This window comes from Microbacterium sp. BE35 (genome assembly GCF_031457705.1).
In the GTDB taxonomy this organism is placed as follows: Bacteria; Actinomycetota; Actinomycetes; order Actinomycetales; family Microbacteriaceae; genus Microbacterium; species Microbacterium trichothecenolyticum.
On sequence record NZ_JAVDXD010000007.1, the window covers coordinates 141,682 to 165,687 of the forward strand.

Consider the following 24,006-nt stretch of genomic DNA (forward strand, 5'->3'; position numbering starts at 1 on the left):
TCACCCTTCCATTCTCCGGGATGGATCCTGGGCGCGGGCCGGGTGAGGCATCCGGTGTGCCGGCCGTGCGTCTCCCATGCGTCTGCTGAACCCTGAGTGGACCATTCACCGACGCGTGGGAGGATAGCCCGCGATGCTGTTGTCCATCGTGGTTCCGACGTACAACGAGGCTCCGAACATCGCGGAGCTCGTCCGGCGTATCACCGCCGCGGTGCAGAACCGGCTCGATGCCGAGATCGTCTTCGTCGACGACAGCACGGATGCCACTCCCGACGTGATCCGCGAAGTCGCAGCATCCGCTTCCCTGCCGGTCCGGCTGATCCACCGGGACCGACCCGTCGGCGGCCTCGGGGGAGCGGTCATGGAAGGCTTCGCCGCTGCCGAGGCGGACGCCTGCCTCGTCATGGACGCCGATCTGCAGCATCCGCCCGAAGAGATCCCGGAGCTCTGGCACCGCTACTCGCGCGGCGACGTGGACGTCGTGATCGCCTCGCGCTACGCCGGCGGAGGCACCGCGGGCGGACTCGCCGACCGCACCCGGGTGACGGTGTCGAAGGCGTCGACCGCCGTGACGCGAGCGATGTTCCCCATCCGGCTGAAGGACGTCTCCGACCCGATGACGGGGTTCTTCCTCATCGACCGCCGCGCCATCGAGCCGGAGCAGCTCCGCCCCCGGGGGTTCAAGATCCTGCTCGAGATCCTCGCGCGCCGCCCGATGCGCATCGCGGAGGTCCCGTTCGACTTCGCCGACCGCCATGCGGGTGAGTCGAAGGCGTCGATGCGGCAGGGCCTGCACTTCCTCACGCAGCTGACCGCGCTGCGCTTCGGCAAGATGTCGCTGTTCGCCGTGATCGGCGGGCTCGGCGCCATCGCGAACGTCGGGATCGTCTGGGCGCTCACCCACTGGGGCGTCGACTACATCGTCGCCGCGATCATCGCCGCCGAGGTGACCATCATCGGCAACTTCCTGCTGCAGGAGCGCTTCGTCTTCCAGGACATGCGCGAGAGCGCCTCCGGAGTGTGGCTGCGCTTCGCGAAGTCGTTCACCTTCAACAACGCCGAGGCCGTCATCCGGATCCCGATCGTCGCGATGATGGTCTCGACCGGGCACATCTCAGCGGTCGTGGCGACGGCGATCACCCTCGTTGTCGCGTTCTTCGTGCGCTTCCTCTTCCACTCGCTGGTCGTCTACGCGCCCCGCAAGGCCGGCGCCGAGGTCAGCCCCGCCCGCCGCTTCGTCGAGGACCTCGACCGCGAGGCCATGCAGCCCGGCGAGCTCTAGAGGACGGATGCCTCGGCCCGAGGCATCCGTCAGTCCACAGGACGGAGTCGCTCGCCCTCCTGGATGTAGCGGTCACCCGACTCGGGGCAGACCCACGCGCCACCCTCCTGGACGAGTGGCTTGCCGACCTTGCCGACCCACCCGATGCGTCGCGCAGGAACACCCACGACCAGCGCGTAGGCGGGCACGTCCTTGGTGACGACCGCCCCGGCCGCGACGAGGGCCCACTCTCCGATCGTCACCGGAGCGATGCACACTGCGCGCGCCCCGATGGAGGCGCCGTCGCCGATCGTGACGCCGACCGCATGCCAGTCGTCCGCGCTCTTGAGGGAGAGGTCGGGGTTCGCCGCCCGCGGGAACTCGTCGTTCGTGAGCACGGCGGCCGGCCCGATGAACACTCCGTCGCCCAGACGCGCGGGCTCGTACACGAGCGCGTAGTTCTGCAGCTTGCAGCTGTCGCCCATGATGACGTCGGGGCCCACGTACGCTCCCCTGCCGATGTTGCAGTCGGTGCCGAGCCGCGCACCTTCGCGTACCTGCGCCAGATGCCAGACGCGCGTACGGGCGCCGAGCTCGGCACTGTCGGCGACATCGGCGGATGCTTGGATCACGGGTGCGTCTGACATGTCTTCTGGTTCCTCGCGTCGCGGGGCCGGGGTCTGCTTCGAAAGATGTATCAGTCGAGGGCCCGGGCTCTCCCTCAAGAGTGGGTAAAGGTACGCCATGCTCCCCCTCCACGGAGGGGCGGCATGAGGATATACTGCCCGCGGGGAGACCCGAATCGTTGCGCCATGGGGATTTGACGGCGCGCGATCCGGAGCTCGCGCTGCGACGGGGGTCGCAGCGTCGGATGACCGCGACGTCGGCGGGGACTGGGGATCATGACGAACTTTGCAATGGGGACGGTCGGAGTTCGTCGGCGATGGCCCCGTGGTGCCCGGATCAGCACGTTCGTGGCCGTGGTCGCGCTCATCGCAGCGGCGTTCGTCGCCTTCGCGCCGACGCCCGCAGCGCAGGCCGCGGGCAGCCCCTGCGGGGCGACGATCAACCCCATCGTCTGCGAGAACCAGAAGCCGGGCACGGACCCGGACGTGTGGGACGTCTCCGGCGCCGGCGACTCGAGCATCCAGGGCTTCGCGACCGACATCTCCGTCAACGCAGGCTCGAAGATCGACTTCAAGATCGATACGGATGCCTCGGCCTACACGATCGACATCTATCGCACTGGGTGGTACCAGGGGCTCGGAGCGCGGTTCATCACCTCGGTCCCCGTCACCGCGCCGCTGCCGCAGCACCAGCCCCAGTGCATCTCGGAGGCCAGCACCGGGCTGTACGACTGTGGCACCTGGGGCGTCTCGGCATCATGGGATGTGCCCACGAGCGCGGTCTCGGGCGTCTACATCGCCAAGCTGACGCGCTCCAACGGCGATGCGAGCCACATCACATTCATCGTGCGCAAGGACGGCAACACCTCGGACGTGTTCTTCCAGACCTCCGACACGACGTGGCACGCGTACAACACCTACGGCGGCGCGAACTTCTACCAGGGAGGTGCCAACAACCGCGCGTACAAGCTGAGCTACAACCGCCCCTTCGCGACGCGCGACTCCACAGATCTCAACTCGCCGTCGGGTGACACTCAACGCGACTTCTATTTCGACTCCGAATACCCCACCGTCCGCTTCCTTGAGCGCAACGGCTACGACGTCAGCTACACCACCGACATCGACACGGACCGCCGAGGCTCCGAGCTGCTCAACCATAAGGTCTTCCTGTCCGTCGGTCACGACGAGTACTGGTCCGGCGCTCAGCGCGCCAACATGGAGGCGGCGCGGGACGCCGGCGTGAACTTCCAGTTCCTGACAGGCAACGAAGGCTACTGGCGTGTGCGCTGGGAGTCGTCGGTCGACGGCTCCCACACGCCCTACCGCACGCTGGTCACGTACAAGGAGACCTGGGCGTACGGGAAGATCGACCCCGACGAGCAGTGGACCGGAACCTCGCGCGACCCCCGATACGCCACGTCCGCGCAGGGAGCGCACAACCCGGAGAACGCGCTCACCGGCACGATGTACATGGTCAACGACATCGACCTGCCCATGAAGGTCACTTCGGAGGAGGGCAAGCTCCGGGTCTGGCGCAACGCCGGTCTGTCGAACATCGCATCGGGGACCAGCGTCAGCCTGGGCGACGGGATCCTCGGCTACGAGACGAACGAGGACGTCGACAACGGATTCCGCCCGGCGGGCCTGATCCGCATGTCGACCACCGTCGCGCCGACGACGCAGTACCTGCGCGACTACGGGAACGTCGTGGCCGCGGGAACCACGCAGCACCACATCACCCTGTACCGTGCGCCCAGCGGTGCGCTTGTCTTCTCGGCGGGTACGATCCGCTGGGGCTGGGGCCTGGACGACGTGCACGACGGACGCCAGGGCACTTCCGATTCGCGCATTCAGCAGGCGACCGTGAACCTCCTGGCCGACATGGGCGCCCAGCCCTCGACGCTGATGTCGGGACTGTTCGCGGCCACCAAGAGCACGGACACCACGGCGCCGACCACCACGATCACTTCGCCGGCGGCCGGCCAGGCGATCCCGAACGGCACCGCCGTCACCGTGACGGGCACGGCCTCGGACGTCGGCGGCCGCGTCGCCGGCGTCGAGGTCTCCACCGACGGGGGCACGACGTGGCGCCGAGCCGAAGGCACCACCTCTTGGACCTTCACCTACGTGCAGCAGGGCGACGGCGCCCAGACGATCACGGCCCGCGCGATCGACGACAGCGCCAACTACTCGTCGACCGGCGTGAGCCGCGCCATCACCGTCGGCGGTCCCTACTCGGCGCTGGGCAACGCCACTCCGGCCAACCCGTCCACCGATGACAGCCAGGCGGTAGAGCTCGGGCTGCGCTTCTCGACCGAGTTGGACGGATATGCCAGTGGCGTGCGCTTCTACAAGGGAGCCGGCAACCTCGGCCAGCACGTCGGGTCGCTTTGGGACGAGGCGGGCGTACGCCTGGCCACGGTGACCTTCGCGACCGAGTCGGCCACCGGCTGGCAGACCGCTCGGTTCTCCTCACCCGTGCCGATCATCGCGGGCCAGACATACACGGTGTCGTATACGGCGCCCCAGGGCGGCTACGCCTACCAGGAACGCTACTGGCCGTACAATGCGCGGCCCTCGTCGCCGGTGAAGGTGACGTCGGCCACCGGCGCGAACACCGCCGGCGTGTACGGCGTGGCCGGGCAGTTCCCGACCTCGACCTGGTCCGACGCGAACTACTTCGTGGACGTGGAGTTCACCAAGTCCGACACGTCGCCCCTGCGGATCCAGCTGCGCACGCCCGGCGCGGGGGCCGCCAGCGTCGCGTTGGACGCCCCGGTCACGGCGACCCTGACGAGGCCGGCGACGCCAGAGTCCGTCGGTCTGACGATCAAGGATCCCTCCGGCGCCACCGTGCCGGGGACGGTCACCTACGACTCGGCCACTCGCGTGATCCGGTTCGTTCCCACGGGGACGTACGCGCCGAGCACGGCGTACACGGTGACGCCGGTCGCGCAGGACGCCGCGGGAGTGGGCCTGGCGCCCGATTCCGGCTGGACGTTCACGACGCGTGCAGACGGCCAGTCCGATGGGCAGTGCCCGTGCAGCCTCTTCGACGAGAGCCGCGTGCCGGCGATCCAGAGCGACTCCGACACGTCGTCGGTCACGCTCGGTGTCGGGTTCACCGTCGCCATCCCTGGCAAGATCAGTGCGCTGAAGTTCTTCAAGGGACCTGGCAACATGGGCGCTCACGTCGGCACGCTCTGGGACGATTCCGGCACTGCGCTGGCGACCGTGGACTTCACCAACGAGTCGGCCTCCGGGTGGCAGAAGGCCAACCTATCGACTCCGGTGACGGTACAGCCCGGCGTGCGATACGTAGTGTCCTACCGCGCCTCGCAGGGCGGGTATTCGGCCACCCCGGCGACGTTCGCGCAGGAGTACACCCGCGGACCCCTCACCGTCGCCGCCGCCGGATCGGTCTTCACCTACTCCAACGGGTTCCCGACGCAGAGCTCGACCACCGACTACGGCGTGGACGTGGTCTTCCAGCCGCTCGGCGACAGCCCCGTCCTGACGAGCTCGTCGCCCGCCGCCGGCGCGACCGCCGTCGCGGCGAATGCGCCGATCTCTGCGACGTTCAGCGGCGCGCTGCGCGGCGGATACACCGGCACGGTCAAGGCGAACGGCAGCCCGGTGGCTGGATCGTGGTCGCTTTCGGGCGACAAGAAGACGCTGAGCTTCACGCCCTCGGCACCGTACTCCTCGTGGGCGCAGGTCTCGGTCGCCATCACCGGCATCGTCTCTGAGTCCGGCGTGGCCGGCGCTGATGTCGGCTGGTCGTTCACGGCCGTCGGCTCGGCGACGATCTTCTCGCTCCTGGGCGCAGCGACTCCGGCGCAGACCGAGGCGTCGGACACGGCATCGGTCGAGCTCGGGATGTCGTTCACCACGGCGTCGGACGGCAATGCCACCGCGATCCGGTTCTACAAGTCGACCTCGAACACCGGAACCCACGTGGGATCGATCTGGAATGCGGCGGGCGAGCGCCTGGCGCAGGCCACCTTCGTGTCGGAGACCGCCAGCGGCTGGCAGCGCGTGGTGCTCCAGCAGCCGGTCGCCCTCACCGCCGGACAGGTGTACACGGTGTCCTACCTCGCTCCCCGCGGCGGCTACTCATACACGGGTGGATACTTCGCGGCGCCAGTGTCGTCGGGTCCGCTCACCGCTGTCAGTCCCGCCAACGGCGTCTTCCGCTATGGCGATGGCGCGGCGATGCCGACCTCGACCTGGAACTCGACCAACTACTTCGTGGATCTCGAGTTCGTCCCCGACTCGCAGGGAGAGACCCCGCTCGCCGTGGAGTCGACCTCGCCGGCCGACGCCGCGACGGCGGTGGCCATCGACGCGCCGATCGCCGCGACGCTCAACCGCGATGCGGCCGGCCAGTCCGTCGGGATCACGGTCGTGGCCGGCGGCGCCGAGACCGAGGGCGAGGCCACCTACAATGCGGTGACCCGCACCGTGTCGTTCCAGCCGGACAGTGCGCTCGCGTATGCAACCTCGTACACCGCCACGGTGACCCTCGGGGGGCTGGGCCTGCACTCCTGGACGTTCGAGTCGGTCGGGCCGCCGGCATCCGGCGAGGTCCAGACGCTGTTCGGCGATGCGTCGCCCACCGTCGCGTCCGTGGCCGAGACCGACCCGGTGGAGCTCGGCACCGCGTTCACGGTGGCCAAGGCGGGCAACGTGACGGCGTTGCGCTATTACAAGGGCGAGGGGTCCACTGGCACGCATCGGGGAACCCTGTGGACCTCGACCGGCCAGGAGCTCGCGCACGTAACGTTCGAGAACGAATCGGCCTCGGGATGGCAGCGGGCCGTGCTCAGCACACCGACCCTCGTGAAGCCCGGCGTCACCTATGTCGTGTCGTACTTCGCGCCGAACGGCGGCTACGGGTACACCAGCGGGTACTTCTCGCAGGCACGTGTCTCGGGCGACATCACGGGGCCGTCCACCGACAACGGGCGTTTCTTCTACGGGGCGAACGGCGGCTTCCCCACCTCGAGCTGGGGTGGGTCGGCCTACTTCGCCGATGTGGAGATCGACTTTGGGCCGCCGCCGACCGTCGTGCCGCCCTCAGCACCGGCCCTGTCGTCGCGGACTCCGAGCGCCGATGCGACGGGGGTCTCGACGACGACGGTGATCAATGCGACCGTCGCGCATGCGACGTCGGCGACGATGGCGGTGTCGACAGGCGGCACCGCCGTCGCGGGCGCGAGCACCTTCGACGCCGCCACGGGCGTGGTGAGCTTCGTGCCGACGGAGGCTCTGGCGCGGGGCAAGACCTACTTGGTCTCGGTCAGCGTGGGTCAGCAGCCGGTCGCGGACGGCACCTGGTCGTTCTCGACGCTTGCGGCGCCGTCGATCAGCAACCGCACGCCCGCCCAGTCGGCCACCAACGTCGATCCCGCGACGGCGACGCTGTCGGCCACGCTCGTCAACGCGACCGCCGCGTCGATGACCTTGAGCAGCGGCGGCGCAGCGGTCCCCGGATCGTCCGGCTTCGACCCGTCCACGGGCACCGTCACGTTCGTCCCGGCGGCCTCGTTGCAGTGGGGCAAGACGTACGAGCTCTCGGTGACGGCGGACGGCGCGGCCGTGACGGGCGGGGTGTGGTCGTTCTCCACCCTCCCGGTGGCGACGCTGACCGCGACGACACCCGCCGCAGGAGCCAGCACGGTCGATCCTGCCACTGCCCAGGTCACCGCCACCCTGACCGGCGCGGTGAACGCGACCCTCTCGCTCAATGCCGGCGCCAACGCGGTGGCCGGAACCTCAAGCTTCAACGCCTCGACGGGCGTCGTCACCTTCACTCCGACTGCACCACTGGACCGGGCGAAGACCTACACCGCGACCGTGTCGGCGAACGGCACGGCCGTGGCCTCGGGCACGTGGTCGTTCACCACCATCGCCAACCCGGCGATCACCGCCAGGACGCCCGGGTCGTCGGCGACCGGGGTGCTCGTCAACGCGCCCATCACGGCGACGATCTCGAACGCGTCGTCCGCGGCGATCAGCGTCGCGACCGGCGGCGCCGCGGTCGCCGGCGCGTCCAGCTTCAACGTGTCGACGGGGGTGGTCACCTTCACACCGGCGGCGGCGCTGGGCTTCTCGCGGACCTACTCGGTCACGGCAACCGCGAACGGAGCGGCGCTGGCCGGCGGCACTTGGTCGTTCACCACGATCGCCCAGGCGACCCGGACGTCGAGCTCGCCGGCGTCGGGCGCGACGAACGTGAACCCGTCGGCGCTCACCATCACGGCGACTCTGTCGAGCGGCGCGCAGGCCGGGGCGATCACGCTGGCGCAGGGAGCGACGAACATCGCCGGCACGTCGACGTACAACGCGACGACGCGCGTAGCGAGCTTCGTGCCGGCGGCTGCCCTCGACTGGACCAAGACCTACACCGCGACGGTGACCGCCAACGGTGGTGCGGTGACCGGCGGAACGTGGTCGTTCACCACGATGGCCAAGCCGGACCAGGTGAGCCTGTTCGCGACCGGAACTCCCACGAACTCCAACGCGAGTGCGGTGCTGGCCTACCAGGTGGGCACGAGATTCCGCACGAGTGCTCCCGGTGTGGTCACAACGATCAAGTACTACAAGGGCACCCTCAACACGGGCACCCACACGGGCTACCTGCGCAGCGCGACCGGCACGGTCCTCGCCCAGGTCACGTTCCAGAACGAGACATCGTCCGGATGGCAGAGCGCGTTGCTCTCGTCGCCGGTGAGACTGACCGTCGGCACGGAGTACCGGGTGACGCTCTATAGCTCCTCCGGACGGTACGCCGTGACCGACGGTGCACTGGCCTCTTCCGTAACAGTGGCCCCCTTGTCTACAGTCGCCAATGGGGGCGTGGCCGGATTCGGGACATCCAATCCGACCAACATCAGCAGCAACAAGTACTGGGTAGACGTCATCTTCGATCCCGACAACTAGTCGACGGGGTTCTGCAGCAGTGATCACTCCGGTTTGGGGACTGGAGAGAAGGAAATGGGGGTAATCCGACGTGTCTTCACGACTGAGCGTCGCCGTCATCGGTGCGGGGTATTGGGGGCCGAATCTGGCCCGCAACTTCCGTGCGTCGGCGGACTGGAACCTGGCTGCGATCTGCGATCTGGACCTCGAACGCGCCCAGCGCGTGGCCGACAGCGTCGGCGGGGTCCCCATCACACCGAGCCTCGATGACGTGCTCGCCGACCCGGCGATCGATGCCATCGCCATCGCCACGCCCGCGCGCACGCACCATCCGATCGCGCTGGCCGCGCTGGATGCCGGGAAGCACGTCATGGTCGAGAAGCCCCTGGCCGACACCCGCGAGCGCGGCGTCGAGATGGTCGAGCGCGCCGGTGAGAACGGTCTGGTCCTCATGGCGGACCACACCTACTGCTACACGCCTGCGGTCCTAAAGATCCGAGAGCTCATCGAGGACGGGGCGCTCGGCGAGATCCTCTTCGTCGACAGCGTGCGCATCAACCTCGGCCTGATCCAGCCCGACGTCGACGTGTTCTGGGACCTCGCCCCTCACGACCTGTCGATCATGGACTTCATCCTCCCCGGCGGTCTCGACGTCACTTCGGTGTCGGCGCACGGCTCGGACCCGCTGCGCACGGGCAAGGCGTGCATCGGCTACCTCGCGATGCCCCTGACCAGTGGCGGGATCGCTCACGTCCATGTCAACTGGCTGAGCCCCACCAAGATCCGGCAGATGGTGATCGGCGGCACCAGGCGCACGCTCGTATGGGACGACCTCAATCCGCAGCAGCGGGTGAGCGTCTACGACCGTGGCGTCGACCTGGCCCTGCAGTCCAAGGCGACGGCCGACACGCGTGCGGCGAACATCTCGTATCGACTCGGCGACACGTGGGCGCCCGCGCTGCCCGAGCGCGAGGCGCTTGCGAACGTCGCGGGCGAGTTCGCCGCGGCGATCCGCGATGCCCGCCCGGCCCGCACGAGCGGCGAGTCCGGCCTGCGCGTGCTCTCGGTGCTCGAAGCGGCCTCCACCAGCCTGGGCGCAGACGGTGCGCCCCATCACGTCGCATCTCACATCAAGGAAGTGCAGGAAGCATGACCACTCTCGAAGGCACCCGCGTCCTCGTCACCGGCGGCGCCGGGACGATCGGCTCGACACTCGTCGACCAGCTCCTCGACGCCGGCGTCGCCCACGTCGACGTTCTCGACAACCTCGTGCGCGGTCGCCGGGCGAACCTCGACGCCGCGCTGGCGACCGGGAAGGTTGAGCTCGTCGACGGCGACATCCGCGACGCGAAGCTCATCGACGACCTCACCGCCGGCAAGGACGTCGTCTTCCACCAGGCGGCGATCCGCATCACCCAGTGCGCGGAAGAGCCGCGGCTCGCACTCGAGGTGCTCGTCGACGGCACGTTCAACGTTGTGGAATCCGCCGCGAAGCACCGTGTGAAGAAGCTGATCGCCGCATCCAGCGCGTCCGTCTACGGCATGGCGGAGGAGTTCCCCACGACCGAGCGCCACCACCACGAGAACAACGACACCCTGTACGGGGCGGCCAAGACGTTCAACGAGGGCCTGATCCGCAGCTTCCGTGCCATGCAGGGGCTCGACTACGTGCTGCTGCGCTATTTCAACGTGTACGGCCCGCGAATGGATGTCCACGGTCTGTACACCGAGGTGCTCGTGCGGTGGATGGAGCGCATCGCCGACGGCAAGCCGCCGCTCATCTTCGGCGACGGCCAGCAGACGATGGACTTCGTGTGCGTGCCCGATATCGCGCGCGCCAACCTGCTCGCCGCGCAGAGCGACGTGGTCGAAGGCACCTACAACATCGCCAGCGGCACCGAGACCAGCCTGCTCGAGCTCGCCGAGGCGCTGCTGCGCGTGATGGGCTCGGACCTGGGTGTCGAGCACGGCCCGGAGCGTGCCGTGAACGGCGTCGCGCGGCGCCTCGCCGACACGTCGGCCGCGCGGCGCGACCTCGGATTCGAGGCGACCATCGGCATCGACGAGGGCCTGCGCCAGCTCGTCGACTGGTGGCAGCCGCTGCGCGAGGAGATCGCGGCGGGTCGGGCGGTCCCCGTCTCATGAGCGACCGCATCAACGTGATGGTGCCCTGGCTCGGCCAGGAGGAGGCGGATGCCGTCGCCGCGGCGATCGCCAGCGGATGGGTCGCACAGGGCCCACGGGTGGCGCGCTTCGAGGAGGAGTTCGCGGACGCGATGCAGGCCCGCTTCGCCGTTGCGACCAGCAGCTGCACGACGGCGCTGCATCTCGCGCTCATCGTCGCGGGCGTGGGCCCGGGCGACGACGTGGTGGTGCCGTCGTTCTCGTTCATCGCCACCACGAACGCGGTCACCTACGTCGGGGCGAACCCCGTGTTCGCGGAGGTCGACGCCGTCACGGGCAACGTGACCGGTCACACGGTCGCGGAGGCCCTGACTCCTCAGACGCGCGCGGTGATCGCCGTCGATCAGGGTGGCGTTCCGGTCGACATCGACGACATCCGGGCCTTCACCGATCAGCTGAACATCGTCGTCATCGAGGATGCCGCGTGCGGCGCGGGCTCGACGTACAAGGGCCGTCCCGTCGGGGCCGGCGCCGAGATCGCCGCGTGGTCCTTCCACCCCCGCAAGCTCCTCACGACAGGCGAGGGCGGGATGATCACGACGTCGAATCCCGACTGGGCTGACAGGGCACGGCACCTCCGCGAGCACGCGATGAGCGTCTCGGCGGCGGACCGCCACGCGTCGCTGCTGCCGCCCGCCGAGGAGTACACCGAGGTCGGCTTCAACTTCCGCATGACCGATCTTCAGGCCGCGGTCGGGCTCGTGCAGCTCGGGCGACTGCCCGAGATCGTCGCGCGGCGCCGCAAGATCGCCGAGCGGTACCAGGGGGCGATCGAGGAGATCGTCGGGCTGCGGGCAGTCACCGATCCCGAATACGGCACGGGCAACTTCCAGTCGTTCTGGGTCGAGGTCGGCGATGAGTACCCGACCGATCGCGACGGTCTTCTCGAGGCTCTTGCGAACGCCGACATCTCGGCGCGCCGGGGAATCATGGCAGCGCATCGGCAGCCCCCGTACCGTGATCTCACCCCCGAAGGGGGCCTGCCGGTCACCGAGAGACTCAACGAGAAGACGCTCATCCTTCCGGTCTTCCACCAGCTGACGCAGGAGGACCAGGATCGCGTGATCGCCGTCCTGCGCGCGCCGATCGGAGCGGCGTAGTGGCGGCAGGACTTCTGCTCGTGGGGGCGAGCGGGCTGGCGCGCGAGGTGCTGGCAGCGGGGATCACGGGTGTCGTCGGCATCCTCGACGACAATGTCGAGCTGCATGAGACGGAGATCGACGGCGTTCCCGTCGTCGGCTCCGTCGCCGACGCCGTCGCACGCGCCGAGTCGCTTCTCGTCTGCGTCGGCCCGAGCCAGAGCCGCCGCAACGTCGTGCGCCGTTTTCGCAAGTTCGGCGTCGACGAGGAGCGGTACGCGACCTTCGTCGCCCGCTCCGCGCGCATCGGTAGATCGAGCGACATCGCGGCCGGCAGCATTGTGCTGGACAGCGTGGTGGTGACCGCGGATGCCGTGATCGGCCACCACGTTGTGGTCATGCCGAACTGCACGATCACTCACGATGACACCCTCGAGGACTTCGCGACGCTCGCCGCGGGGGTCTCGCTCGGGGGAGCCGTCCGGGTGGGGGAAGCCGCCTACGTGGGCATGAATGCGTCCGTACGGCAGGGGCTGACGATAGGCTCCGAGTCCACGGTGGGGATGGGGGCCGTCGTGCTGCAGGACGTCCCCACGGAGGCGACGTGGGCCGGTGTGCCCGCCCGCGAGATCGGAGCACGCGCGTGAGCACCAATGTCCCCTTCCTCGATCTCACCGCCCAGCAGGCGGAGATCGCCGAGGAGGTCTTCCCGATCTGGCGCGAGCAGCTGACGTCGGCGTCCTTCATCGGCGGCCCCCAGGTCGAGACGTTCGAATACGAATACGCCGCATACATCGGCGTCGAGCACGTGGTGGGCGTATCCAACGGCACGGATGCGCTCGAGCTCGCCTACCGGGCGATCGGAGTCGAGCCGGGCGACGAAATCATCATGCCTGCGAACACCTTCATCGCCACCGCAGAGGCCGCCTCGCGCATCGGGGCGGTGCCCGTCTTCGTGGACGTCGACGACGAGTACCTGCTCATCGACCCGGACGCGATCGAAGCGGCTATCACCCCCCGTACCAAGGCGATCGCGCCCGTGCATCTGTTCGGTCAGACGGCGCCGCTGGAGCTCGTCACCCCTATCGCCCGGAAGCACGACCTGGAGGTCGTCGAGGACGCCGCACAGTCCCAGGGTGCGTCGGGTCCCGCCGGGCGTGCCGGCGCCTTGGGCAGGGTCGCCGCGACGAGCTTCTACCCCGGCAAGAACCTCGGCGCGGCGGGCGACGCGGGTGCGGTCATGACCGATGATGCAGGCGTCGCTGCGCTCATCCGCAACCTGGCCGCCCACGGCAGCTCGGTCAAGTACGTGCACGACCACATCGGCATGAACGCGCGGCTCGACGCCGTGCAGGCCACGGTGCTGCGGGCGAAGCTCCGCCGGCTCGACGGCTGGAACTCCGCGCGACGCGCGGCCGCCGCCCGATACGGTGACCTACTCGCGCAGGTCGACGGCGTGCGGCTGCCCGCGACGCGTCCGGGCAACGAGGACGTCTGGCATCTCTACGTCGTCCGCGTCGACGACCGGGACCGCGTGGCGGCCGAACTCGGTGCCGCCGGCATCGGCGTCGGCATCCACTACCCCACTGCGGTGCATCTCACCGAGGCCTACGAGGGGCTCGGATATCGCCGCGGGCAGTTCCCGGTCGCCGAGCGCGCTGCCGACACGATCCTGTCGCTGCCGATTTTCCCTCACATCGTGCCCGACCAGCAGGTGCGGGTCGTTCACGAGCTGTCAACCGCCACGCGGGGCCATGGCTGACCTCGCGGCAGCATTCTCTGCGGACGCGGCCGCACGGCCGCGTCTGGCGTTCTTCCGCCTGAACGACACGGATCTGCCAGAGTTCATCCGCGGTCATTTCGATGATCACGTCAGGTGCCTCGAGCAGTTCTTCAACGTCACGGTCATCGCCGAGAACTGCGACTACGACGAGGTTGTCGACCGCGTCCGACCCGACGTGGCCCTGTTCGAGTCCGGAGTGTATGCTCGGCCGGACCGCTCGATCACTCGCACCGACACGCATCCGCAGATCCCGAAGATCGGTCTCCTCGACGCGGACGCCTACTGCCTCACGCGTTCGGTCTTCCTCTCCGACATGGACGACTGGGGGGTGGAGACCTTCTTCACGATCGCGGCCTCGGCGACCGGCTACACCCCCGATATCGCCGACCGCACCTACGTGTGGCCGAACTTCGCCGACCGGGCGGTGTTCCATTCCTACCCGGAGGGCAAGTCCCAGACGATTCTTCTCAGCGGCAGCCGGGCGACGAACTATCCGTGGCGGGTCAGGGTCGATCGCCTGCTCTCCGAGCGTTTCCCTGTGCGCGCCTTGCCGCATGCGGGATGGTTCGGACGCGATGCCTCGATCGGGATGCCCAGCGGTGAGGCGTATGCGCGATCGTTGAGCTCGGCCCTGATCGTCCCCACCTGCGGGACGATCGCCAACGAGTTGGTGCGCAAGCACTTCGAGATCCCGGCCGCGGGAGCGATCCTGCTGACCGAGCGGACCGAGGCGGTCGAGGCGGCGGGGTTCGTCGACATGGAGAACTGCATCTTCGCCGACACCGCGGATGTCGTCGAGAAGGTCGAACAGGTGCTCGGCGACGAGACGCTCCGGGAGCGGATCGCGCGGTCGGGCCAGGAGCTTGCCCACGCGCGGCACTCGATCGAGAATCGCTCCCAGATCCGGGACTGGTACGACCTGAGCCGGCGGGCCGGTGCGGGGCAGCGTGTCGTTCAGCCCGGTCTCTTCGGCCCGCTCGCACTCGAACACCCGTACCCTGCGCCGGCTGCGAGTGCGGTGAGCCCGATCGCTCCGGCGGGCGTGGATCGCATCCTCGTCGCCTCTGGACGGGAGCGGCTGCGATCGGGGCGCCCCGAGCTCGCCCTGGATGAGTTCGCGAAGGTGCTCAACATGCATTTCGAGCCCGAGGCGGCGTACGGCATCGCGCGCAGCTGGCTCCAGCTCGGTGAGCCGTCCCGCGCACGGCGGATCCTGGAGTACTCGACCGGCGTCGTCGTTCGTGCACATGGCGCGTCCCAGCCCGACCCTGTGGAGTGGGCAGGGCTACTGCGGGCGGTGCTCTGTGAAGGCAAGCCGGGCGAGGCTGTCGAACTGTCCGAGCGTTATCCCGGCCTCCGTCATCCAGAGCTCGACCGCACGCGGTGGGTGCTGTCGCACCTGACCGACCTGCCTGTGGGGTTCGCCCATCGCGCCCGCCGGCGGTCGGTCCACGGCGCATCCGCGCAGCGTTGGGAACTATGGCGGGCGGAGTTCCGCGGTGAGCTCGAGGCCGCGGGCCGACCCGAGCTCGCGGCGCGCGTGGCGCACGTGGCCGAGCCCAGCGCCGTCGACCTCGCACGCGGGCCGGCCCGCCGCCGACCGCCGCGTGTGTCGGTCATCGCCCGACGGGGAGTGCGAGCTGGCCGACGCGTCACGGGCCGTGCGGTTCGCGAATGGTCCCGCCTGCGGGGCGTGAGCCGAGAGCCGGACCGCACCGCGATCTCGACGCTCCTGGCCGGGCTGCCCGTCGATGTCGTCATCGCTCTGCTCGTCGAGGACGCGATCGCCGCGCGTGCGGAGTCGGCCGTCGTGAACGACGGCACGGACGTCGCGTTCGTGCGTGTCGGCCGCGCGGCCTCCCCCGATGCTTCGGCTGCCGAGGTTCCTCACGGCCTCCGGTACGCGACGAACGAGCGGGTGCTAGCCGGCGTGCTGGGCTCGGGGCGAGCCGTCGTCGTAACCGGGGCGGTCGGCGCCGCCCATCTCGCGCCGCCCCAGCTCGACGACACCGTCCTGCTGGTGATCGTCGGCGAGCAGGTCGAGACCTCGATCGAACCGCGCATAGAAGAGGCTGGGCGGTGGCATCGCGCCGCTGCGGAGGTAGAGGACCGGCTCACGCGTCTATGGGACGGCAGGACGGTGCGCGTGTGGGTGCACGGCGCCCTCGACGGCGTCGGCAGTTCGTGACGGGGAGGGATGAGGTGACAGGACAGGAGCCGGGACTGCGCGCGAAGGCGACCCGGGCGGCCGCGTGGAGCGGGATGAGCACGATCGTGCTGCGGCTGGGCAGCCTGGTCGTCGGGATAATCCTGGCGCGCATCCTCAGCCCCGAACAGTTCGGCGTCTATGCGGTGGCGCTCACGGTACAGTCCATTCTGATCACCGTCGCAGATCTCGGTTTGTCCGCCGACCTCATCCGCTCCGATAAACCGGACCGGATCGCACCCACCGTCGCGACCCTGGGCCTGGCGATGGGCACCACGATGACCATCATCACCGTCCTTTCCAGCGGGTTGCTTGCCGATCTGCTGGGGAGCCCGGAAGCGGCTCCCGCCATCTCAATGCTCGCCTTCACCCTCGCACTCGCGGGCGCGTCGGTCGTGCCCTACGCCCTGCTGCAGCGTCGCTTCCAGCAGCGGGAGATGTTCCTGATCGGCGTCGCCGACTTCATCGTCTCGACCACGGTCACGCTGGTTCTCATCGGTCTTGGCTTCGGCGTGCTCGGCCTGGCGATCGGCCGCGTCGCGGCGCAGATCGTCTCTTCCGCCCTCCAGTTCGTGCTGGCCCGGGTGAAGCCGCGCTACGGGATCGATCGGTCGGTCGTCGGCCCGGTGCTCGCCTTCGGCCTGCCCATTGCGGCCGCCAACATGCTCTCGTGGGGGCTGCTCAATGTCGACAACATCGTCCTCGCGCGAGTCGCCGGGGCCACGGCGCTCGGCTATTACGTCCTGGCATTCAACATCTCGAGCTGGCCGATGAGCGCTCTGGCACAGGTCGTGCGATCGGTCTCACTGCCGTATTTCTCACGATCCACCGAGGGCGGTAGAGGGCTGGCAGCGCTCACGGCCGTCGCGTGGGCCGGTGCGCTCCCCGCCGGCGCCACACTGGCGGCCCTGTCCGCGCCCGTGATCGAGGTCGTGTACGGCGCCAAGTGGCTGCCTGCCGCCCCGGTCCTCGCGGCGCTCGGTGTTTACGGGAGCATGCGTGTCGTCTTCGATATTTTCGCGGGGTACCTCTACGCCCGCGGGAAGTCGGGCGGAGTCCTGATCATCCAGATCGTGTGGCTCGTCGCGCTGACGGTGGGCATGATCTTCGCGACGCGCGCGTACGGCATCGTCGGCGCGGGGTGGGTGCACGTTGTGGTCGCGGCCGTCGTGATCCTCCCGGCCTACGCCATCGCGCTGCGCGGCACGGGCGTCCGCATGGCGGAGTTCGTCCGCGCCGCGTGGTGGCCGACTCTCGCCACGGTGCCGGCGGTGCTCGCTGCGCTGGGAGCGCGTTGGCTGCTGCCGGGTGCGCTGCTGGAGCTCCTGGTCGGCGGAGGGGCGGCGGTGCTCGTCTACGGTGCGCTGATGTGGCCATGGTTGCGCACACACGTTCGGGCGATCCGTGCGGGCGGCGACAGTGCCATCGTGGAGGTGTCCGATGAGTGACTCGCGGTGGACGAGGTTCCAGGAGGAGCACGCGCTCGACGGGACGGTGCATCGGCTGCTGGCGAGGCTGTCGCCGCGCGCCCCGCGCCCGATCCGGGCCGGCACGGCGCCGCGGGTGAAGCCGGCGACACAGGCGACGGCATCCGTCGTCATCCCCTGCTACAACTACGGGCGGTTCCTGCCCGACGCCGTCCGGTCGGCGCTGAGCCAGGACGGAGTCGAGGTTGAGGTCATCGTCGTCGACGACCAGTCCACAGATGATAGCCGCGAGGTCGCGGCCGGGCTGGCCGAGGGCGATGCCCGGGTGCGGCTCCTGGTCAATCCGGTCAACTCCGGCCACGTCCGCTCTTTCAACGCCGGCTGGGAGGCGTCGACCGGCGAGTTCGTCGTCAAGCTCGACGCCGACGACCTGCTGACGCCCGGATCGCTCTCACGTGCGATCGCGCTCTTCGAGGCGAACCCGTCGGTAGGCCTGGTCTACGGGCACCCGCGCCACTTCACGACGAGCACGCCGCCGGACGGCCGCGTGGCCACCGTCCGCTGGTCGGTGTGGGCCGGGCGCGACTGGCTAGCCGAGCGGTGTCGGCTGGGTGTCAGCGCGATCACCAACCCCGAGATGGTCATCCGTGCGTCCTTCCTGCGGGAATCTGGAGCGATGAATCCCGCCGTCGACTATGCGCCGGATATGGAGATATCGCTCCGGGCGGCGGCGGTGTCCGACATCGGCTACGTCGGCGGCGCCGATCAGGCGCTTCACCGGGAGCACGGGGAGAGCATGAGCGAGACCGATGGCGCGGGCACGCTCGTCGACCTCAAGGCGCGTCGCCTCGCGTTCGAGCACGCTCTGGAGGCGCTGCCCGAGCCGGACCGCTCACGAATGCTCGCGCTGGCCGGGCGCGGCCTCGCAGAGGATGCGCTGCGCTTCGCGTCTTCGGCCCGAGATCGCGGGCGCTCTCGCTCCGAGACGGAAGATCTCCTGCGCTTCGCGCGGGAGGCCAGCGCCGAGGTCTTCGATAGCCCCGAGTACCGGCGCCTGCTGCGCCGCGCCGACGGCGGGGGCACGCGGGCGGCGGCAGCGCTCCGTCGGGCACGACGCCGGTGGCGGCAGGAGAGGTACCACGTGCGTTGGATGATGTCGGGTGTGTGAGAGCGGGGGACCGATGCGGGTGAGTGGAGCATGAGCCGGATAGACAGGACTCTGGCCAAGGCGCGGCGCGCGTGGGCCGTCGGGCCCCGCGGCGTGGCGCAGCGCGTCGCCTGGCGTGCCTACAGTTCCAGCGGCGCCGCCGACCTCTTCTTCCAGCTCGACGCCGCCGACATCCTCACCGACGTTCCCGCGTCGCTTCCCGAGCCGGAGACCAGGCCGGCCGCCGGAGCGCCTCTCACCGTCGGCTGGGTGTCGACGGCTCCCGCTCCCGGATCGGGCGGGCACACCACGCTGTTTCGCATGGTGGCCGCACTCGAGGCCCGCGGCCACCGCTGCGTGCTCTACTTCTACGACCGGCACGGCCTGGACGTGGCCGAACTGTCCGCCATAGTGCGCCGCCACTGGCCGCAGCTCGGGGCGGAGGTGCGGGACGTGCGCGAGGGGATCGCCGGCGTGGACGCCGTCGTCGCCTCGGGATGGGAGTCCACCCATCTCATCACCAAGTACGCACAGGAGCCCACCCGTCGCCTGTACTTCATGCAGGACTACGAGCCCTACTTCTACGGGCACGGCGCCGAGTACGAGTTCGCGGCGATGTCGTATCGGCTGCCCTTCCGCCGGATCGCACTGGGCGAGATGCTGGATGGGATGGTGCTGCGGGAGACGGGCCTCGCGAGCGATGTCGTCCCCTTCGGTTGCGACTCGGCCGCCTACAGCCCACCCTCGCCGCCGCGGTCGAGGGCGGGGATCGTCTTCTACTGCCGCCCCGACTACCCGAGGCGCGGGTACCAGCTGGCCTGCGTAGCACTCGGGCTGTTCCACCGGATGCATCCGGAGCACCAGATCCACGTGTACGGTGCCCGCCCGCGCCAGGTCGACTTCCCGTTCACCTTCCACGGGCGTCTTTCCACGAGAGAGCTCAACGACCTGTACGGCGCCACGATCGCCGGACTCGCGATGTCGTTCACGAATATCACGCTGGTCGCGGAGGAGATGCTGGCGGCGGGCAACATCCCCGTCGTCAACGACATGGACCTCGCGCGAGTCGTGCTTCCCAATCCGCATGTGCGATGGGCGGCGCCGACTGGCAGCGCTCTGGCCGCCGCGTTGGGGCAGGCAGTCACAGCGCCTGATATCGGTGCGCGGGCAGCGGCGGCAGCCTCTTCCGTCGAGGGCCGGTCGTGGAACCCCACGAAGGAGGCCGTAGTGCGCATCATCGAGGAAGAGGTCTACGGTTCATGACGTCACCCCATGTCCTGATCATCGTTCAGAACCTGCCTGTGCCGCTCGACAGGCGCGTATGGCTGGAATGCCAGGCGCTCGTCGCGCGAGGCTACCGCGTCAGCGTCATCTGTCCGAAGGGACCCGGAGATCCCGACCGCCAGCACATCGACGGCGTGGACATCTATAAGTACGCGCCCGCGCCCGAGGCGGAAGGACTCCTCGGGTTCGCGTGGGAATTCGCGTACAGCTGGGTCAGGACGGCCTGGCTCTCGCTCGCAGCGTGGCGTCGCCGCCGGTTCGACATCATCCAGGCCTGCAACCCGCCGGACACGTATTGGCTCTTGGCTCTGCTGTGGCGTGTCCGCGGAGTGAGGTTCGTCTTCGACCACCATGACCTGAACCCGGAGCTCTTCATCTCGCGCTTCGGCCATCCCACGGGGTTGCTCAAGCGGCTGGAGTACCGGGGGCTGCGGTGGCTGGAGCGGCGGACGTTCCGCGCGGCCGATCGGATCATCTCCACCAACGAGTCCTACAAGGCCGTCGCAGTCCGTCGTGGCAATCGTCGGCCCGGCCATGTCACTGTCGTCAGGAGCGGGCCGGACACTGAGCAGATGCGACCGATCTACCCCGCCGACCCCCGTCCGGCAGAGGGCATCGAGCTGGTCTATCTCGGCATCATGGGTCCCCAGGACGGCGTCGACCAGGTGCTGCTGGTCGTCGATGAGTTGGTGAACAAGCGAAGTCGCGGCAACGTGACGGCGACGCTCCTGGGTTTCGGCGACTGCCTCGAGGAGCTCAGGGCCCAGTCCGCTCGCCTCGGGCTGGAGGATCGGGTGACCTTCACCGGGAGGGTGGACCGCGTAGCGATCGCCGAGTACCTGAGCCGAGCCGACATCGGTCTCTGTCCCGACCTGAAGACTCCGCTCAACGACCTGTCGACGATGAACAAGACAATGGAGTACATGTCCTACGCCCTGCCGGCGGTCTCCTTCGACCTCGTCGAGACCCGCGTGTCGGGCGCCGACACCCTGCTGTACGCGCCGTCGGGCGACATCCACACGTTCGCGGACCAGGTGGAGCGTCTCATCGACAACCCGGCGCTGCGCGTCGAGCTCGGCCGCAAGGCGCGTGCCCGCGTCGCAAGCGAACTCGACTGGCGTCCGCAGGCCGAGGCGTATGTCGCGGTGTTCGACGAGGTCTCCGGCTTCTCGCAGCCGGGACCTGCGGTGCCGGCGGGGGAGGGGCGGCGCGACACTGCTGACGCGCAGGGGCGGCGCTACGTCGATCTGGACGACGATGCCGAGTTCGATCGCTACGTCACCGAGAGGCGCGCGCCGTGATCCGCACGAACTTCCACCACCTGCTCGCGGGTGCGGCTGCAGCATCCCCCGACGCTCCGGCGCTCAGTTACAAGGGTGGGACCGTCACCTACGCGGCGGCGTGGGGCGGTGCGCAAGCGCTCTCCGCCAGGTTGCTCGACCTGGGACTGGCGCGCGGCGACCGCGTCGCGATCTACCTCGAGAAGCGGATCGAGACGGTACTCGGGCTGTTCGGGGCCTCGGTGGCTGGAGGCATGTTCGTTCCGGTGAACCACGTGCTGAAGGCTCCGCAGGTCGGGCACATCCTCTCCGACAGCGGTGCGCGCTACCTGATCACGTCGGCCGACCGCCTCGCCCAGATCGCCGACACCCTGCCGGACACCGCGGTGGAGCACGTGATCGCCGTGGGCTCGGCAGACGCGGCAGCACCCGGCGTGACCGTCCACCCCTGGCCGGAACGGGAAGAGGTCGAGGCATCCGTTCGCCCCGCTGCCGTGCTGGACGTGGATCCGGCCGCGATCCTCTACACCTCGGGAAGCACCGGCAAGCCGAAGGGGGTGGTGCTGAGCCACCGCAATCTCATCGTGGGGGCCGAGAGTGTGAGCACCTACCTCGGGAACACCGCGGACGACGTGATCCTCAGCGTCCTGCCGCTCAGCTTCGACGCCGGCCTCAGCCAGGTGACCACCGCCTTTGCCGTCGGCGCGCACTGCGTCCTGATGAACTACCTGCTTCCGCGTGAAGTTCCCAAGCTGTGCGCGCAGTATGGGGTCACCGGGCTCACCTGCGTGCCGCCGCTGTGGATTCAGTTGGCCGACGTCCCATGGCCGGCTGAAGCCGCTGAGCGCCTGCGCTACTTCGCCAACACGGGAGGACGGATGCCGCGGGCCACGCTCGAGCGGCTCCGGGAGATCTTCCCTCAGGCGGATCCTTTCCTGATGTACGGGCTGACCGAGGCGTTCCGGTCGACGTACCTGGACCCCGCGGAGGTGGATCGGCGGCCGGACTCCATCGGCAAGGCCATCCCCAACGCCGAGATCCTCGTCCTCCGCCCCGACGGCACGCTGTGCGATCCGGGCGAGGAGGGTGAGCTCGTCCACCGTGGAGCTCTCGTCGGCCTCGGGTATTGGAGGGACCCGGTGCGCACCCGCGAGAGGTACAAGCCGATCGAGCGCGTGGGGGACGAGTGGCGCACCCCCGAACTGGCCGTCTGGTCGGGTGACACCGTCGTGGCTGACGACGAAGGCTTCCTGTACTTCGTCGGCCGCAAGGACGACATGATCAAGACGTCGGGCTACCGCGTCAGCCCGACCGAGGTCGAGGAGGCCGCCTACAGCACCGGCCTGGTGCGCGACGTGGTGGCCGTGGGGGTGGACGACGCTGCGCTCGGGCAGCGGATCGTGCTGGTCGCGACCCCGACGGACGGCGTCCTCGATGTCTCGGGGCTCACGACGGCCCTGCGCCAACGACTTCCGATGTACATGGTGCCCGGGCAAGTCGAGATACGTGACGAGCTGCCCCGGTCTCCCAACGGCAAGTTCGATCGCAATCTGATCAAGGCGGAGGTGTCGGGATGAAGCCGGCTGAGCATGTCGCGGCATTCGGGACGACCGACGGTGAGTTGCGGGTGGGCGGCATGCCGCTGACCCGGCTGGCCGCGCGCGTCGGTTCCACACCCTTCTTCGCGTACGACCGCGCTCAGCTGGATGCGCGGGTCGAACGGCTCCGCGCCGCGCTTCCGCAGCGAGTCGAGCTGAGCTTCGCGATGAAGGCGAACCCGATGCCGGCGATCGTGCAGCACCTCGCACGCCGTGTCGACCGGATCGACGTCGCGTCGGGGCTTGAGATGCAGACTGCGCTCGACACGGAGATCCGGCCAGAGCGGGTCAGCTTCGCCGGGCCCGGTAAGACACCGGCCGAGATCCGGCAGGCGGTCGCCGCGGGCATCATCGTGGAGATCGAATCGACGACGGAGCTGCGGCGGGTACTCGCCGCTGGAGACGACCTGGGCCTGACGCCCCGCGTCGCGATCCGGGTCAATCCCGACTTCGCGGTCAAGGGGTCGGGGATGCGGATGGGGGGCGGCCCGCAGCAGTTCGGAATCGACGCCGAGCAGGTTCCCGATGTCCTGCGGGAATATGCCGGATCGGGCATGGACCTCCTGGGCTTCCATGTCTTCGCCGGCTCGCAGAACCTGAACGCCGAGATCATCGCGGAGGCCCAGCGTCGCACGGTCGACCTCGTCACGGACCTCGCCGCGGGGCTGGCGGGACCGTTGCGCTACCTGAATCTCGGCGGCGGCTTCGGGATCCCCTACACCGAACGCGACCGGCCGCTCGACCTCGACGCGGTCGCGGCGAGCCTCCACAATCTGGTCGATGGGCAGATCGCTCAGCGATTCCCCGAGGCGAGCCCAGTGATCGAGCTCGGCCGGTACCTCGTCGGCGAGTCCGGGGTGTACGTCACGCGTGTCGTCGACCGCAAGGTGAGCCGCGGCAAGACGTTCCTGGTCGTGGACGGCGGCATGCACCACCAGCTCGCCGCCTCGGGGAACTTCGGGCAGGCCATCCGCCGCAACTATCCGCTCGTCGTGGGCAATCGCGCGGACGCGGCCGGCGACCAGGGGGTCAACGTCGTGGGCTGCCTTTGCACGCCCCTCGATCTGCTTGGCGACGACGTCGAGTTGCCGCCGGCCGACATCGACGACCTGATCGTCATCTTCCAAGCAGGAGCGTACGGACTCACCGCGAGCCCCACCGCCTTCCTGGGGCACCCGGTCCCAGCCGAAGTCCTCGTCTGAACCCG

The 24,006-nt window shown here is 69.2% G+C and carries 15 protein-coding genes; 14 read left to right on the forward strand and 1 reads right to left on the reverse strand.

The window, feature by feature from the left end:
• Positions 1–133: 133 nt before the first annotated feature.
• Positions 134–1,282, forward strand: a complete 1,149-nt coding sequence (locus J2Y46_RS20080) for a glycosyltransferase (RefSeq protein ID WP_045297619.1) — start codon at positions 134–136, stop codon at positions 1,280–1,282.
• A gap of 29 nt (positions 1,283–1,311) precedes the next feature.
• Here J2Y46_RS20080 and J2Y46_RS20085 read toward each other — a convergent pair whose 3' ends face one another.
• Positions 1,312–1,908, reverse strand: coding sequence for an acyltransferase (locus J2Y46_RS20085; RefSeq protein WP_045297617.1), 597 nt, complete (start codon positions 1,906–1,908; stop codon positions 1,312–1,314).
• 333 nt (positions 1,909–2,241) lie between these two features.
• Between J2Y46_RS20085 and J2Y46_RS20090 the strand changes: the two genes are divergently transcribed.
• The 13 genes from J2Y46_RS20090 (at position 2,242) to J2Y46_RS20150 (ending at position 24,001) form a co-directional block, all read left to right on the forward strand.
• Positions 2,242–8,832 carry a DUF4082 domain-containing protein gene (locus J2Y46_RS20090; protein ID WP_169748676.1) on the forward strand — a complete coding sequence of 2,197 codons (6,591 nt, stop codon included), beginning with the start codon at positions 2,242–2,244 and terminating at the stop codon, positions 8,830–8,832.
• 70 nt (positions 8,833–8,902) lie between these two features.
• Entirely contained in the window at positions 8,903–9,964 is a 1,062-nt protein-coding gene (locus J2Y46_RS20095) for a Gfo/Idh/MocA family protein (protein WP_045297616.1), read from the forward strand.
• Entirely contained in the window at positions 9,961–10,956 is a 996-nt protein-coding gene (locus J2Y46_RS20100) for an NAD-dependent epimerase/dehydratase family protein (RefSeq protein WP_310244891.1), read from the forward strand. The genes J2Y46_RS20095 and J2Y46_RS20100 overlap by 4 nt, the downstream gene beginning before the upstream one ends.
• Entirely contained in the window at positions 10,953–12,095 is a 1,143-nt protein-coding gene (locus J2Y46_RS20105; protein WP_310244893.1) for a DegT/DnrJ/EryC1/StrS family aminotransferase, read from the forward strand. Before J2Y46_RS20100 ends, J2Y46_RS20105 begins: the two co-directional genes overlap by 4 nt.
• Positions 12,095–12,721: a NeuD/PglB/VioB family sugar acetyltransferase gene (locus J2Y46_RS20110; RefSeq protein ID WP_045297612.1), complete on the forward strand. Its 627-nt coding sequence runs from the start codon at positions 12,095–12,097 to the stop codon at positions 12,719–12,721. Before J2Y46_RS20105 ends, J2Y46_RS20110 begins: the two co-directional genes overlap by 1 nt.
• Positions 12,718–13,836 (forward strand): DegT/DnrJ/EryC1/StrS aminotransferase family protein, encoded by a 1,119-nt coding sequence (locus tag J2Y46_RS20115; RefSeq protein WP_045297610.1) that lies wholly within the window; start codon positions 12,718–12,720, stop codon positions 13,834–13,836. Before J2Y46_RS20110 ends, J2Y46_RS20115 begins: the two co-directional genes overlap by 4 nt.
• Positions 13,829–16,045 (forward strand): glycosyltransferase, encoded by a 2,217-nt coding sequence (locus J2Y46_RS20120; RefSeq protein ID WP_052676719.1) that lies wholly within the window; start codon positions 13,829–13,831, stop codon positions 16,043–16,045. The genes J2Y46_RS20115 and J2Y46_RS20120 overlap by 8 nt, the downstream gene beginning before the upstream one ends.
• Positions 16,046–16,059: 14 nt before the next feature.
• The gene (locus J2Y46_RS20125; RefSeq protein WP_310244896.1) at positions 16,060–17,511 is read left to right on the forward strand and encodes a lipopolysaccharide biosynthesis protein; all 1,452 of its coding nucleotides are present in this window, start codon (positions 16,060–16,062) and stop codon (positions 17,509–17,511) included.
• Positions 17,504–18,658, forward strand: a complete 1,155-nt coding sequence (locus J2Y46_RS20130; RefSeq protein WP_052676717.1) for a glycosyltransferase family 2 protein — start codon at positions 17,504–17,506, stop codon at positions 18,656–18,658. Before J2Y46_RS20125 ends, J2Y46_RS20130 begins: the two co-directional genes overlap by 8 nt.
• A 30-nt stretch (positions 18,659–18,688) precedes the next feature.
• Positions 18,689–19,900, forward strand: coding sequence for a glycosyltransferase family 1 protein (locus J2Y46_RS20135; RefSeq protein ID WP_310244898.1), 1,212 nt, complete (start codon positions 18,689–18,691; stop codon positions 19,898–19,900).
• The gene (locus J2Y46_RS20140; RefSeq protein WP_045297608.1) at positions 19,897–21,222 is read left to right on the forward strand and encodes a glycosyltransferase family 4 protein; all 1,326 of its coding nucleotides are present in this window, start codon (positions 19,897–19,899) and stop codon (positions 21,220–21,222) included. The genes J2Y46_RS20135 and J2Y46_RS20140 overlap by 4 nt, the downstream gene beginning before the upstream one ends.
• The gene (locus tag J2Y46_RS20145; protein ID WP_310244901.1) at positions 21,219–22,778 is read left to right on the forward strand and encodes an acyl-CoA ligase (AMP-forming), exosortase A system-associated; all 1,560 of its coding nucleotides are present in this window, start codon (positions 21,219–21,221) and stop codon (positions 22,776–22,778) included. The genes J2Y46_RS20140 and J2Y46_RS20145 overlap by 4 nt, the downstream gene beginning before the upstream one ends.
• Positions 22,775–24,001, forward strand: coding sequence for a pyridoxal-dependent decarboxylase, exosortase A system-associated (locus J2Y46_RS20150; RefSeq protein WP_310244903.1), 1,227 nt, complete (start codon positions 22,775–22,777; stop codon positions 23,999–24,001). The genes J2Y46_RS20145 and J2Y46_RS20150 overlap by 4 nt, the downstream gene beginning before the upstream one ends.
• Positions 24,002–24,006: the final 5 nt, after the last annotated feature.